We start from the raw sequence: 13,002 nt of genomic DNA, 5'->3' as shown, positions 1-13,002 counted from the left end.
CTTTTTGCGGAATCCTTCAAATGAGCCAACAGTTTCAACACGATGTCCTGGTAATCGGCAGCGGCGCGGCCGGGTTGAGCCTTGCGCTGACCCTCCCCAGCCATCTGCGCATTGCGGTACTGAGCAAGGGCGACCTGGCCAACGGCTCGACCTTCTGGGCCCAGGGTGGTGTCGCTGCCGTGCTGGACGACACCGACACAGTGCAATCGCATGTCGAAGACACCCTGAACGCCGGCGGCGGCCTGTGCAATGAAGACGCGGTGCGCTTCACCGTCGAGCACAGCCGCGAGGCGATCCAATGGCTGATCGACCAGGGCGTGCCGTTCACCCGCGATGAACACGCGAGCAGTGACGATGGCGGATTCGAATTCCACCTGACCCGTGAAGGTGGCCACAGCCATCGCCGTATCATCCATGCTGCCGATGCCACCGGCGCCGCCATCTTCAAGACCCTGCTCGACCAGGCCCGCCAACGCCCCAATATCGAATTACTGGAACAACGCGTCGCCGTCGACCTGATCACCGAAAAACGCCTGGGCCTGCCCGGCGAGCGCTGCCTCGGCGCCTATGTGCTCAACCGCGCCAGCGGCGAAGTCGATACCTACGGTGCGCGTTTCACCATTCTTGCCTCGGGCGGTGCGGCCAAGGTCTACCTCTACACCAGCAACCCCGACGGCGCCTGCGGCGACGGCATCGCCATGGCCTGGCGCTCGGGCTGCCGAGTGGCCAACCTGGAATTCAACCAGTTCCACCCCACCTGCCTGTATCACCCGCAGGCCAAGAGTTTCCTGATCACCGAGGCTCTGCGCGGCGAAGGGGCGCACCTGAAGCTGCCGAATGGCGAACGCTTCATGCAACGCTTCGACCCGCGCGCCGAACTGGCCCCGCGCGACATCGTCGCTCGCGCCATCGACCACGAGATGAAACGCCTGGGCATCGACTGCGTCTACCTGGACATCAGCCACAAGCCCGAAGCCTTCATCAAAACCCACTTCCCTACTGTCTACGAACGCTGCCTGGCCTTCAACATCGACATCACCAAAGGCCCGATCCCCGTGGTGCCGGCCGCGCACTACACCTGCGGCGGCGTGATGGTCGACCAGCACGGACGCACCGATGTACCCGGCCTGTATGCCATTGGTGAAACCAGCTTCACCGGCCTGCATGGCGCCAACCGCATGGCCAGCAACTCGCTGCTCGAGTGCTTTGTCTATGCACGCTCAGCGGCAGCGGACATCCTTGAGCAACTGCCGCGCATCCCCGTGCCCGCTGCCTTGCCACGCTGGGACGCCAGCCAGGTGACCGATTCGGACGAAGACGTGATCATCGCCCACAACTGGGACGAGCTGCGACGCTTCATGTGGGACTACGTAGGAATCGTGCGCACCAACAAGCGCCTGCAACGCGCCCAGCACCGGGTACGCCTGCTGCTGGATGAAATCGACGAGTTCTACAGCAACTACAAGGTCAGCCGCGACCTGATCGAGCTGCGCAACCTGGCCCAGGTGGCCGAGCTGATGATCCGTTCGGCCATGGAGCGAAAAGAAAGCCGGGGCCTGCATTACACCCTCGACTACCCGCAGATGCTACCCGAGGCCCGCGACACTATCCTGGTGCCAGCCACCTACGGCGGCTGAACTTCAGGCGAACCCGCAGGCGCCGATGCACATCGGCAGCCTGCGAGTCCTTCGGCACACAGATCGAGCGCACGCGCCATTGACCCGGCAGCCGGTAGCGCAGCACCACAATCAGCGGCAATGCCAGGCTGTCGGGGCGCAGTTGCACGCCGTGCCAACCTCGTTCGGCGCTGAATAGCTGCCAGCCTTCTTCATCGCGACGCAGGCCGCGAATCGACGAGCGGTGAGTCAGCAGGATGTGACGCGGCAATACCCAGGCAGCATGAGCCAGGCATAGCAACGCGCCAAGGAACGCAAAAGGCAGGTCAAGGACCAGCAAGGCCCCCAGCGCCAACAACTGGGCGAGAAGATACGCCGCCAGCAACAGCCGTGAAGCCTGCCAGCGGCATTCGAAGCGATTACTTGGGCTGGACACGATCCAGGATCATCCGAACCATGCGTTGCAGCTCAGGATCTTCCGATTCGGCACGCTCCATGAACCAGCCGAACATATCCTGATCTTCGCAAGTCAGGAGCCTGACGTAGAGATCGCGATCCACCTGATTGAGGGTCGAGTACACCTCTTTAGTGAAAGGAACCAGCAACACATCCAACTCCAGCATGCCACGACGGCTGTGCCAGTAGAGACGATTGATTTCTACTTCTTCGACCATGGAGCGCTCCTCAAATAGCACGCAAGTATACAGCCCCGACGGCACCCGAACAGTCGGCTTTGGTCGCCCCACATGGAAACTATCCATTTTCCGGGCGCCCCTCTATGATGCACCCATGACTTTTTGACCTGCGATGACCCATGGCTGACTCTGCTTTCTTCTGCCCCCTGTCCCACGAAGGCGTTCTCGCCGTCCGCGGCTCCGACGCTGCCAAGTTCCTGCAGGGCCAACTCACCTGCAACCTCAACTACCTGAACGACACCCAGGCCAGTCTCGGCGCGCGCTGCACGCAAAAAGGCCGCATGCAGTCGAGCTTCCGCATCCTGTTGCAAGGTGACGGCGTGCTGCTGGCGATGGCCACCGAACTGCTCGAACCGCAACTGGCGGACCTGAAGAAATACGCCGTGTTCTCCAAGTCCAAGCTCACCGACGAAAGCGCCGCCTGGGTACGTTTCGGCGTGGTCAACGGCGATCAAGCCCTGAACAGCCTTGGCCTTGAACTTCCAGCCCAGACCGATAGCGTCGCCCGCACGGAACAATGGATCGCCATTCGCGTCTCCCCTGCTCGCGCCGAGCTCTGGGTGCCCGCCGAGAGCGCAGAGAGCGTGCACAGCCAACTGAGCGCGCAATTGAAACAAGCAGGGTTGAATGAATGGCTGCTGGGCCAGATCCGCGCCGGCATCGGCCAGGTCATGCCCCAGACACGCGAACTGTTCATTCCGCAGATGCTCAACCTGCAGGCCGTGGGTGGCGTCAGCTTCAAGAAGGGCTGCTACACCGGCCAGGAAATCGTCGCGCGCATGCAGTACCTGGGCAAACTCAAGCGTCGCCTGTACCGCTTGAGCCTCGAGGCGACGCAAGTGCCCGACCCAGGCACGCCACTGTTTTCACCCAGCCACTCCAACTCGATCGGCGAAGTGGTGATTGCAGCAAAAGCTGATCAAGTGATTGAACTTCTGGCCGTATTGCAAGCCGAAGCTGCCGAGAGTGGCAATGTGCACATCGGCACACTGGAAGGCCCGGGATTGCAGTTGCTTGAACTGCCTTACTCACTTGACCGCGATCTAGAAATCCAGCGTTAACCGCCGTACTTTTTTGCAACACCCTAGAGAACGTGAATGAACGAACTGGCGGAAAAAGTCCAACAGGCGTTGGTTAAGGCCATCGACAATGATGACCTGGTTCTGCCGACATTACCGGAGGTGGCCCTGAATATCCGTCAGGCCGCCGAAGACCCGGAAATCAGCATCAGCCACCTGAGCAAAGTGATCGGACGTGACACCGCACTGTCGGCACGCCTGATCAAGGTGGTCAACAGCCCATTGCTGCGCGCCACCCAGGAAGTCACCGACCTGCACACCGCCATCACCCGGCTGGGCACCAACTACAGCAGCAACCTGGCCATCGGCCTGGTGATGGAACAGATCTTCCACGCCCGCTCCCTCACCATCGAACAGAAAATGCGCGACGTCTGGCGCCGCAGTCTGGAAGTGGCAGGCGTGAGTTATGCCTTGTGCCGCAGCCACAGCCAGCTCAAGCCCGACCAGGCCGCATTGGGCGGCCTGGTGCACCAGATCGGCGTGCTGCCGATCCTGACTTACGCCGAAGATCACTACGAGCTGCTTTCGGACCTGGTCAGCCTCAACCATTTAATCGACGCCATTCATCCGATGCTTGGCGACAAACTGCTGGGTGGCTGGGACTTCCCGGAGATGCTGGCAAAGCTGCCGGGGCAATACCTGAACCTTGAGCGCGACTCCGCCAACCTCGACTACATCGACCTGGTACAAATTGCCGTGCTGTATTGCCATCGCGGCACCGATCATCCTTTGGCAAAAGTGCCGTTCTCAGATCTGCCGGCGATGACAAAACTGCGGGTTGACCCCTACAGCGAAAGCTTGCGGGCAGAGCTGGATGAAGCCCGTTCGATGTTTTATTGATCAGCCCGCGATAAACCTCACCCGCACCTTCAACCCCGCCTGCTCGCCATCATGCAGACTGATCTGTGCCAGATGCGCCCGGCAGATTTCGCCGACAATCGCCAACCCCAGGCCTGAGCCCATGCCCTGTTGGCTGCGTCGGTAGAAGCGCTCGAACACCCGGTCGCGTTCATCCGCCGGAATACCCGGGCCATCATCTTCCACTTCCAGCACCGCTGGCGCTGTCACCCGCAAGATCACGTTGCCGCCGGGTGGCGTGTGGGCCAGGGCGTTATCCACCAAGTTACTCAACAGCTCGTTCAGCAATGTCGGCTCACCGCGCAACCACACCGGCTCATCGGCCTCCAACGCCAATGCCACGCCACGCGCGTGGGCCAACGGCGCCATCGCCATGCCCAGTTCACGGGCCAATTGGCTCAGGTCCAACAACTGCGCGCCGCCTTCGGCAATGGCCCGGGCGCCGTTTTCGATACGCGCCAGAGACAGCAATTGATTGGCCAGATGGGTCAGGCGATCGGTGCCTTGGGCGGCGGTTTCCAGGGTGCTGCGCCAGGTAGCCGGGTCTTCGGCGCGCAACCCAAGCGCCAACCGCGCCTTGAGCGCTGCCAGGGGGGTGCGCAACTCATGGGCCGCATCGGCAATAAACTGCGCCTGGCGCTCGAACTGGCCGCGCAGGCGTTCGGTGAAGTGATTGAGGGAACGTACCAGCGGGCCGAATTCATCCTGCACTTCCACCAAAGGCAACGGCCGCAGGTCGTCGGGCTGGCGCTCTTCCACCGCCGTGCGCAGGCGCTCCAGCGGACGCAGCGCCGCGCTCACGGCGAACCACACCAGCAGCAACGCGCCGATGGCGAGCATGCCCAGGCGCAGCAACGTGTCGGCCATCAGGCTGCGGGCCATGGCGACCCGTGCTTCATCGGTTTCGGCGACGCGAATTTCCGCCATGCCGTTCATGTTCGGCTCCGAAACGGCCTTGAGCAGGCTGACCACCCGCACTTCCTGCCCCTGGTACTTGGCGTTGTAAAACCGCGCCAGCGCCGGGTAGTCATCCGTACGCGGCGTGCCAGGCGGCGGGCCGGGAAGGTTTTCATAGCCGGAAATCAGCTTCTGATGAATGTCATTGACCTGATAATAAATACGCCCGGCGCTGTCATAGGCGAAGGTGTCCAGGGCCACATAGGGCACGTTGGCGCTGAGGGTGCCGTCCACCTGGGTCAGGCCGGCCGCGATGGTGCGCGCCGAAGCCAGCAGGGTGCGATCGTAAGCGGTGTCGGCCGCCTCGCGGCCGTTCCAGTAGGCACTCATGCCGCTGGCCAGCATCAACAGCACCAGCAACAACGCCAGGTTCCACAACAGGCGCCAGCGCAGGCTGCTGGGCTTATGCATCACGGGCTTCCAGCAGGTAGCCGAGGCCACGGAAGGTCACGATGGCGATGGGCTGGCCATCGAGTTTCTTGCGCAGGCGATGTACGTAGATTTCGATGGCATCCGGGCTGGCCTCTTCGTCCAGACCAAACACCTGGGAAGCAAGCTGTTCCTTGCTCATCACGCGGCCCGGGCGAGCAATCAACGCTTCGAGCACGGCCTGTTCACGGGAGGTCAGCGTCATCAACTCGCCCCCCACGCTGAAGCGCCGCGTATCGAGGTCATACACCAGCACGCCGCAGGTCTGCTGGCGCTCGCCGCCCAGCACACTGCGTCGCAGCAGCGCCTTGACCCGCGCTTCCAGCTCCGTCAGCTCGAACGGTTTGGCGAGGTAATCATCGGCACCCAAATTCAAGCCATACACGCGGTCTTTCACATCACTGCGCGCGGTCAACATCAGCACCGGAAGATTTTTCCCACGCGCTCGCAGGCGCGCCAGCACCTCGAAACCGTCCATGCGCGGCAGCCCAACATCGAGGATCACCGCGGCGTATTCCTCACTGCTCAAGGCCAGGTCTGCGGCCACCCCATCGTGCAATACGTCGACGGTCAAACCCGTGCTCTTGAGCGCTTGGGCGACACTTTCGGCCAGTTGCAAGTGGTCTTCAACCAAGAGGACACGCATGGATTTCTACCTCGTTCGGGGGTGGTCGACGCCACGCTTTGCGAGGCAGTTTACAGGCGCCGCCCGGCCTGTGAAGCCCGAAAACATTGAAAGGCAACTGAAAGGTTAGTGAAAGCTTCGCCGTTTAGCATCCAGCAACGGTGGGTGATACCCGCCCAGCTACCAGACCCGTAGCGCCCGAAAAACGCCTCGATGCGTTTTCGCCAAAATAAGAACAATAACGGAGTGCACCACGATGCTGTCGACACAGCCCCAGGCTTGCCCGCCTGTTCGTTGCCCCCACCTTCATCAGAACGCCCTTGCCAGCTTTTTGCCGCGTAGCCAGGCTGCCCTCTTCGAAGACAGCAGCGCGACACAGCCCCCCACAAGTATTTCACCCCCGACGTCGGCGACGACACTGCATGCGCCCCGGATGCGGATGAACTGCGCCTGCAGGTCCGCTACAGCATCACCCCTTGGTAAGCCTCATAACAACAACAGACGGAGATAACCATGACCCTTTCACTGCGTAAATTTGCCCTCGCCGCTGGCTGCATGCTGTTCGCCGGCCAACTGCTGGCCACCGACGAACCCAAGCGCCCGGAGTGCATCGCCCCGGCCTCTCCCGGCGGTGGTTTTGACCTGACCTGCAAACTGGCACAGAGCGCGCTGGTCAACGAGAAACTGCTGAGCAAGCCGATGCGCGTGACCTACATGCCCGGCGGCGTGGGCGCGGTGGCCTACAACGCGGTGGTCGCCCAGCGCCCTGCGGACGCCGGCACCCTGGTGGCCTGGTCCAGCGGCTCGCTGCTGAACCTGGCCCAAGGCAAGTTCGGGCGCTTCGATGAAAGTGAGGTACGTTGGTTGGCGGCGGTCGGCACCAGCTATGGCGCGATCGCGGTGAAAAGCGATTCGCCCTACAAGAACCTTGACGATCTGGTAAAGGCCCTGAAGAAAGACCCCGGCAGCGTGGTCATCGGTTCCGGCGGCACCGTCGGCAGCCAGGACTGGATGCAAACTGCCCTGATCGCCAAGGCGGCCGGGATCAACCCGCGCGAGCTGCGTTATGTGGCACTGGAAGGTGGCGGTGAAATTGTCACGGCGTTGATGGGCAACCACATCCAGGTCGGCAGTACCGATATTTCCGACTCCATGCCCCACATCCAAAGCGGCGACATGCGCATCCTCGCTGTCTTTGCCGACAAGCGCCTGGATGAGCCGGAAATGAAAGATATTCCGACCGCCAAAGAGCAAGGCTACGACATCGTCTGGCCAGTGGTGCGCGGTTTCTACCTCGGGCCAAAAGTCAGCGACGCCGACTACGCCTGGTGGAAAGACGCCTTCGACAAGCTGCTGGCTTCCGAGGACTTCGCCAAACTGCGTGACCAGCGCGAGCTGTTCCCGTTCGCCATGACCGGCCCGGAGCTGGACACCTACGTGAAGAAACAGGTGGCGGACTACAAAGTGTTGGCCAAAGAGTTTGGTCTGATCCAGTAATCGCCCCCCCTGCAATGCCGTTCAGTTAAGCGAAAGTGATTCACTGTAGGAGCGAGCTTGCTCGCGAAGGACGTCAACGCTAACGCGGGTTTCTGCATGAACGCGGCGTCCTTGGGTTCTTCGCGAGCAAGAACTAGGCGTCCCCCTCGCTCCTACAAAAAGCCTTAACTGAACAGCATTGCCCTGTCGTGCGGCCATGTCCTGCTTGCCTGAGGACGTGGTCCAGGAGTTCCACATGCTCTTACAACGCATTTTCGCCGCCGTGCTGTTGCTGGCCTGTGCCGGCCTCGCCCTGATGGCCTGGCCGTATCAAGCGGCATTTTCCTACGAGCCGGTGGGGCCTCGCGCCTACCCGCTGCTGATGCTCGGGCTGATGAGCCTGGCACTGATCTACATGCTGTTTCGCCCGCAGCCCACCCAGCACACCGAAGAGGAGCCTGCTCTGGACCGCGACACCCTGGTCAAGATCGGCATCTGCGTCGTGCTGTTGATCGTGTTTGCCGCCACCTTCGAACCGCTGGGTTTCATCCTCAGCAGCATGCTGATCGGCATCCCCATGGCGCGCCTGTATGGCGGCCGCTGGGTACCCAGCATAGTGATCGTCAGCCTGATGGCCATTGGTCTTTATCTGCTGTTCGATAAAGTCATGGATGTTCCGCTGCCCCTCGGCCTGCTCGACGTTCTGGAGAATTGATATGGATACTTTAGGCTATCTGGGCCAGGGCTTCGGCGTTGCACTGTCCCCGTACAACCTGGTGACCGCCTTGTGCGGCACCTTGATCGGCACCGTGGTCGGCCTGCTCCCAGGCCTGGGCCCGATCAACGGCGTGGCGCTGTTGATCCCCATCGCATTCGCCCTCGGCCTGCCGCCGGAATCGGCGTTGATCCTGCTGGCTGCCGTGTACCTGGGCTGCGAATACGGCGGACGTATCAGCTCGATCCTGCTGAACATCCCGGGCGAAGCCTCCACCGTGATGACCACCCTCGACGGTTACCCGATGGCCCGCAAAGGCCTGGCCGGCGTGGCACTGTCGTTGTCCGCATGGAGTTCGTTCATTGGTGCGTTTATCGCCACCTGCGGCATGGTGCTGTTTGCCCCACTGCTGGCCAAATGGGCAATCGCCTTCGGCCCGGCGGAGTATTTCGTGCTGATGGTATTCGCGATTGTCTGCCTGGGCGGCATGGCCGGTGACAAACCGCTGAAAACCTTTGTGGCGGCGCTGATCGGCTTGTTCCTCTCAGCGGTGGGCATCGACGCCAACAGCGGCGTATACCGCTTTACCGGCGACAACATTCACCTCACCGATGGCATCCAGTTTGTAGTGCTGGTCCTGGGCCTGTTCTCCATCAGCGAGATCCTGTTGCTGCTGGAAAAAACCCACCGTGGCCAGGAAGCAGTGAAGGCCACCGGGCGCATGATGTTCAACTTCAAGGAAGCGGCATCGGTGTTTGTGGTGAACCTGCGCTGTGGCGTACTGGGCTTCATCATGGGCGTGTTGCCAGGTGCTGGCGCGACACTTGCCAGTGCCGTGGCCTATATGACGGAGAAACGTCTGGCCGGTGCCTCGGGCGAGTTCGGTAAAGGTGACAAGCGTGGGCTTGCAGCCCCGGAAACCGCTATCGGCGCAGCCGCTTGTGGCGCCCTGGTGCCGATGCTGACACTCGGCGTACCTGGTTCGGGCACCACGGCGGTGATGATCGGCGCACTGTCGCTGTACAACATCACTCCCGGCCCGCTGCTGTTCCAACAGCAACCGGACATCGTCTGGGGCCTGATCGCTTCGTTGTTTATCGCCAACATCATGCTGGTGATCCTCAACATTCCGATGATCCGCATCTTCACGCGCATCCTCGCGGTGCCGAACTGGGCACTGGTACCAGTGATCGCGATCATTACCGCGATCGGTGTGTACGCGGTCCACGCCACCACCTTCGACCTGTTCCTGATGGTGGGCATCGGCATCTTCGGCTACATCCTGCGCAAGCTGGACTTCCCGCTGTCGCCAGTCCTGCTGGGCTTTATCCTTGGTGGCCTGATGGAGCAGAACCTGCGCCGCGCGCTGTCGATCTCCAACGGTGCGCTGGAAATCCTCTGGTCGAGCCCGATCACCTTTGGCGTCTGGGTACTGACCGTCATCATGCTGTTGGTGCCGCTGCTGCGTATCTGGCGCAAACGTGCGCAACAGCGTCGTGCCCTGGCCGATGTCTGAGGTCACCTTTAAACATTGGTGGGGAACACCGCTGGTCGGCCTGGCCGGCGGTTATCTGGCCAGCCTCGTCGGCTGGCCTTTGCCGTATATGGTCGGCTCGTTGCTGGCGATCATCCTGGTGCGCTGCCTCACGCCGTGGCAGTTGGCGGAGATACCCGGCGGGCGCAAATGCGGCCAATGGGTGGTGGGCATCGGCATAGGCCTGCACTTCACCCCGGTGGTGATCGAACAGGTGATGAGCCATTTCGGCCTGATCTTCTTTGGTGCGCTGGTCACCAGCCTGTCGAGCGTGCTCGGCGTGTGGCTGATGCGGCGCAGCGGTGAAGACCGCGCCACGGCGTTTTTCTCCAGCATGCCGGGCGGCTCCGGCGAGATGGTCAACCTCGGATCGCGCAATGGCGCGGTGCTCAGCCGGGTCGCGGCGGGTCAGAGTTTGCGCGTGCTGGTGGTGGTGCTATGTGTGCCGGCGATCTTCAAGTATTTGCTGGGAGACGGCGCACCGCAGTTTCATCCGGCGCCGGTGAGCTGGGCCTGGCTTGCGTTGCTGTTTCCCGTCGGTGCGCTGGTGGCCTGGGGTTGGCAACGTTTGCGCCAGCCTAACCCATGGTTGTTCGGCCCGTTATTGGTGAGCGCTACCGCCAGCGTAGTGTGGGACCTGCACATCGGCTTGCCCGACGGCGGCAGCCAGATCGGCCAATGGCTGATCGGCAGTGGCCTGGGCTGCCACTTCAACCGGCAATTCTTTCGCAGTGCCCCGTCATTCATGGGCCGCACCTTGATCGGCACGGCCTTGACCATGGCGCTGGCAACACTGGCTGCGGTGGGGTTGAGTGCCATGACCCATCTGGACCTGCGCTCGCTGACCCTGGGCATGATGCCAGGCGGGATCGCCGAGATGAGTTTGACGGCGGAAACCTTGCAACTGTCGGTGCCGTTGGTCACGGCGATGCAGGTGATGCGCTTGTTGTTCGTGCTGTTTCTGGCGGAGCCTCTGTTCCGGTACTGGGATCGCCAGCCGGAAAAATCCTGAAGTCTTGACAGCGTTCAAATGGGGAACGGGCTTGCCTGCTCCCACATTTGATTGCAGTGAACATCAGACCGGCGGCAATCGCCACTCAATCGGCGTCTCGCCGTTCTGCTCAAGAAACTTGTTGGTGCGGCTGAAATGCCCACAGCCCAAAAACCCGCGATACGCCGACAACGGCGACGGGTGTACCGAGGTCAGCACCAGGTGCTTGGTGGCATCGATCAGCTTCTGCTTGCCCTGGGCATGTGCGCCCCACAGCAAAAACACCAGGTGTGGCTGGTGCTCGCTGACCACTTCGATAATCCGATCGGTAAAGAACTGCCAGCCCTTGCCCGCATGGGCGTTGGCGTTGGCGCGTTCCACAGTCATGGTGGTGTTGAGCATCAACACACCCTGGTCGGCCCAGCTTTGCAGGTAGCCATGGTTGGGGATGTCGATGTTCAGGTCGCGCTTGAGCTCTTTATAGATATTGACCAGAGACGGCGGCGCCGGCACGCCCGGCTGCACCGAGAAGCACAGGCCATGGGCCTGGCCGGGGCCGTGGTAGGGGTCCTGGCCGAGGATCACCACTTTGACCTTGTCCAACGGCGTTGAGTTGAGCGCGTTGAAAATCAGCGGGCCGGGCGGGTAGATCTCTTTGCCGGCGGCATGCTCCTGGCGCAGAAACTCACGCAACTGGGCCATGTAGGGCTTCTCGAACTCGTCGCGCAGGGCGTGTTTCCAGCTGGGTTCGAGTTTGATACGGTCGCCATCGGTCATAGTTGAATTGTCTTGTAAAAAAGAATGAGGCGAACCCTAGGAAAGCCGAACCCGCTTGTCAATTGATCTGACACACCACCGGTACTTTCCCACAAAACGATCATACTGATCCTTCACCTTCTCGATTGAGGTCACGATGAACCTGCACTTCGAAGAGCTGACCGGCAGCGCCGGTGCCCGCATCGGCATCGCCAGCCTCGACGCTGAAAAGTCCCTCAACGCCCTCTCCCTGCCGATGATCCTGGCTCTCACCGACCGCCTGGATGCCTGGGCCAAAGACCCCAACATCGTCTGCGTGCTGCTGCGTGGCAACGGCCCCAAGGCCTTTTGCGCCGGCGGCGAGGTGCGCAGTCTGGCCCAGGCCTGCCGTGAACAGCCGGGCGAAGTGCCGGCCTTGGCGGCGCAGTTTTTTGCCGCCGAATACCGCCTCGACTACGGCCTGCACACCTACCCCAAACCGTTGATCTGCTGGGGCCACGGCTATGTGCTGGGCGGCGGCATGGGCCTGCTGCAAAGCGCGGCGGTACGGATCGTCACCCCGAGCAGCCGTTTGGCCATGCCCGAGATCAGCATCGGCCTGTACCCGGATGTGGGCGCCAGTTGGTTCCTGTCGCGCCTGCCAGGCAAGCTCGGCTTATTCCTTGGCCTCACCGGCGCCCACCTCAACGGCCGTGACGCCCTGGACCTGGGCTTGGCCGACCGCTTCCTGCGCGAGGACCAACAAGAGGACCTGCTCGAAGGCCTGCTGCAAATGAACTGGCAGGAACAGACCGCGGTCCAGCTCAACAGCCTGCTCAAGGCCCTGGCCCAGGAAGCTGTCAGCCAGCAACCCGAAGCCCAGTGGCTGCCGCGCCGGGCGCAGATCGACGCATGGTTGGATGTAGGTGATGTGCGCAGTGCCTGGCGCGCCCTGGGCTCATTGCATGAACATGCCGACCCACTGTTCAGCCGTGCCGGCAAGACACTGAGCGAAGGCTGCCCGCTGACCGCGCACCTGGTGTGGGAGCAGGTCCGACGCGCGCGGCATTTGTCCCTGGCCCAGGTGTTCCAGATGGAGTACGCCCTGAGCCTCAACTGCTGTCGTCACCCGGAGTTCAGCGAAGGCGTACGTGCGCGGTTGATCGACAAGGACCAGACGCCCCATTGGCATTGGCCTGATATCAATGCGATCCCGGATGCGGTGGTGCAGGCGCACTTCAACAAGGCATGGGAAGGCCGGCACCCACTGGCGGATCTTCCCGACTATTGAC

13 protein-coding genes are annotated in these 13,002 nt (G+C 61.9%); 8 read left to right on the top strand and 5 right to left on the bottom strand.

Translation table 11 applies throughout. The features are described 5' to 3' along the window. Nucleotides 1–20: 20 nt before the first annotated feature. Nucleotides 21–1,637 (top strand): L-aspartate oxidase, encoded by a 1,617-nt coding sequence (gene nadB, locus AB4O05_RS11825; protein WP_460137411.1) that lies wholly within the window; start codon nt 21–23, stop codon nt 1,635–1,637. Here the strand turns inward: nadB and AB4O05_RS11820 are convergent. Both AB4O05_RS11820 and AB4O05_RS11815 read right to left on the bottom strand, forming a co-directional pair. Next, complete coding sequence (locus tag AB4O05_RS11820; protein WP_460137412.1) at nt 1,606–2,052, bottom strand: protein YgfX; 447 nt, start codon at nt 2,050–2,052, stop codon at nt 1,606–1,608. The genes nadB and AB4O05_RS11820 overlap by 32 nt on opposite strands. Next, nucleotides 2,036–2,290: an FAD assembly factor SdhE gene (locus tag AB4O05_RS11815; RefSeq protein WP_460137413.1), complete on the bottom strand. Its 255-nt coding sequence runs from the start codon at nt 2,288–2,290 to the stop codon at nt 2,036–2,038. Before AB4O05_RS11815 ends, AB4O05_RS11820 begins: the two co-directional genes overlap by 17 nt. 140 nt (nt 2,291–2,430) lie before the next feature. Here AB4O05_RS11815 and ygfZ point away from each other — a divergent pair, with 140 nt between their 5' ends. Both ygfZ and AB4O05_RS11805 read left to right on the top strand, forming a co-directional pair. Next, the gene (ygfZ, locus tag AB4O05_RS11810; RefSeq protein ID WP_460137414.1) at nt 2,431–3,372 is read left to right on the top strand and encodes a CAF17-like 4Fe-4S cluster assembly/insertion protein YgfZ; all 942 of its coding nucleotides are present in this window, start codon (nt 2,431–2,433) and stop codon (nt 3,370–3,372) included. A 36-nt stretch (nt 3,373–3,408) separates the two neighbouring features. After that, on the top strand, nt 3,409–4,230 hold the full coding sequence (locus AB4O05_RS11805; protein WP_460137415.1) for an HDOD domain-containing protein: 822 nt from the start codon (nt 3,409–3,411) through the stop codon (nt 4,228–4,230). Here the strand turns inward: AB4O05_RS11805 and AB4O05_RS11800 are convergent, their stop codons facing one another. Both AB4O05_RS11800 and AB4O05_RS11795 read right to left on the bottom strand, forming a co-directional pair. Then, on the bottom strand, nt 4,231–5,616 hold the full coding sequence (locus AB4O05_RS11800) for a sensor histidine kinase (protein WP_460164878.1): 1,386 nt from the start codon (nt 5,614–5,616) through the stop codon (nt 4,231–4,233). Further along, nucleotides 5,609–6,280: a response regulator gene (locus AB4O05_RS11795; RefSeq protein ID WP_460137416.1), complete on the bottom strand. Its 672-nt coding sequence runs from the start codon at nt 6,278–6,280 to the stop codon at nt 5,609–5,611. The genes AB4O05_RS11800 and AB4O05_RS11795 overlap by 8 nt, the downstream gene beginning before the upstream one ends. Nucleotides 6,281–6,766: 486 nt before the next feature. Between AB4O05_RS11795 and AB4O05_RS11790 the strand changes: the two genes are divergently transcribed. From AB4O05_RS11790 to AB4O05_RS11775, 4 genes are all read left to right on the top strand, one after another. Further along, on the top strand, nt 6,767–7,756 hold the full coding sequence (locus AB4O05_RS11790) for a Bug family tripartite tricarboxylate transporter substrate binding protein (protein ID WP_460137613.1): 990 nt from the start codon (nt 6,767–6,769) through the stop codon (nt 7,754–7,756). Nucleotides 7,757–7,991: 235 nt separating this feature from the next. Continuing rightward, nucleotides 7,992–8,450 carry a tripartite tricarboxylate transporter TctB family protein gene (locus AB4O05_RS11785; RefSeq protein ID WP_460137417.1) on the top strand — a complete coding sequence of 153 codons (459 nt, stop codon included), beginning with the start codon at nt 7,992–7,994 and terminating at the stop codon, nt 8,448–8,450. A 1-nt stretch (nt 8,451) separates the two neighbouring features. Continuing rightward, nucleotides 8,452–9,966, top strand: a complete 1,515-nt coding sequence (locus tag AB4O05_RS11780) for a tripartite tricarboxylate transporter permease (RefSeq protein WP_460137418.1) — start codon at nt 8,452–8,454, stop codon at nt 9,964–9,966. After that, nucleotides 9,959–10,996, top strand: a complete 1,038-nt coding sequence (locus tag AB4O05_RS11775) for an AbrB family transcriptional regulator (protein WP_460137615.1) — start codon at nt 9,959–9,961, stop codon at nt 10,994–10,996. The genes AB4O05_RS11780 and AB4O05_RS11775 overlap by 8 nt, the downstream gene beginning before the upstream one ends. 63 nt (nt 10,997–11,059) lie before the next feature. Here AB4O05_RS11775 and ung read toward each other — a convergent pair whose 3' ends face one another. Continuing rightward, complete coding sequence (ung, locus tag AB4O05_RS11770) at nt 11,060–11,752, bottom strand: uracil-DNA glycosylase (protein WP_460137419.1); 693 nt, start codon at nt 11,750–11,752, stop codon at nt 11,060–11,062. A gap of 136 nt (nt 11,753–11,888) precedes the next feature. Between ung and AB4O05_RS11765 the strand changes: the two genes are divergently transcribed. Next, nucleotides 11,889–13,001, top strand: coding sequence for an enoyl-CoA hydratase/isomerase family protein (locus AB4O05_RS11765; RefSeq protein ID WP_460137420.1), 1,113 nt, complete (start codon nt 11,889–11,891; stop codon nt 12,999–13,001). Nucleotide 13,002: the final 1 nt, after the last annotated feature.

Source organism: Pseudomonas sp. S1_G07 (assembly GCF_054668565.1).
Note: the sequence above shows the minus strand (reverse complement) of the source record. Positions and strands in the feature narration are given on the sequence as shown.

Excerpts from the sequence above, each read along its gene's own strand:
- nadB (WP_460137411.1), top strand. The coding sequence starts at position 21 with ATGAGCCAACAGTTTCAACACGATGTCCTGGTAATCGGCAGCGGCGCG.
- AB4O05_RS11815 (WP_460137413.1), bottom strand. The coding sequence starts at position 2,290 with ATGGTCGAAGAAGTAGAAATCAATCGTCTCTACTGGCACAGCCGTCGT.
- ygfZ (WP_460137414.1), top strand. The coding sequence starts at position 2,431 with ATGGCTGACTCTGCTTTCTTCTGCCCCCTGTCCCACGAAGGCGTTCTC.
- AB4O05_RS11805 (WP_460137415.1), top strand. The coding sequence starts at position 3,409 with ATGAACGAACTGGCGGAAAAAGTCCAACAGGCGTTGGTTAAGGCCATC.
- AB4O05_RS11800 (WP_460164878.1), bottom strand. The coding sequence starts at position 5,616 with ATGCATAAGCCCAGCAGCCTGCGCTGGCGCCTGTTGTGGAACCTGGCG.
- AB4O05_RS11795 (WP_460137416.1), bottom strand. The coding sequence starts at position 6,280 with ATGCGTGTCCTCTTGGTTGAAGACCACTTGCAACTGGCCGAAAGTGTC.
- AB4O05_RS11785 (WP_460137417.1), top strand. The coding sequence starts at position 7,992 with ATGCTCTTACAACGCATTTTCGCCGCCGTGCTGTTGCTGGCCTGTGCC.
- AB4O05_RS11780 (WP_460137418.1), top strand. The coding sequence starts at position 8,452 with ATGGATACTTTAGGCTATCTGGGCCAGGGCTTCGGCGTTGCACTGTCC.
- AB4O05_RS11775 (WP_460137615.1), top strand. The coding sequence starts at position 9,959 with ATGTCTGAGGTCACCTTTAAACATTGGTGGGGAACACCGCTGGTCGGC.
- ung (WP_460137419.1), bottom strand. The coding sequence starts at position 11,752 with ATGACCGATGGCGACCGTATCAAACTCGAACCCAGCTGGAAACACGCC.
- AB4O05_RS11765 (WP_460137420.1), top strand. The coding sequence starts at position 11,889 with ATGAACCTGCACTTCGAAGAGCTGACCGGCAGCGCCGGTGCCCGCATC.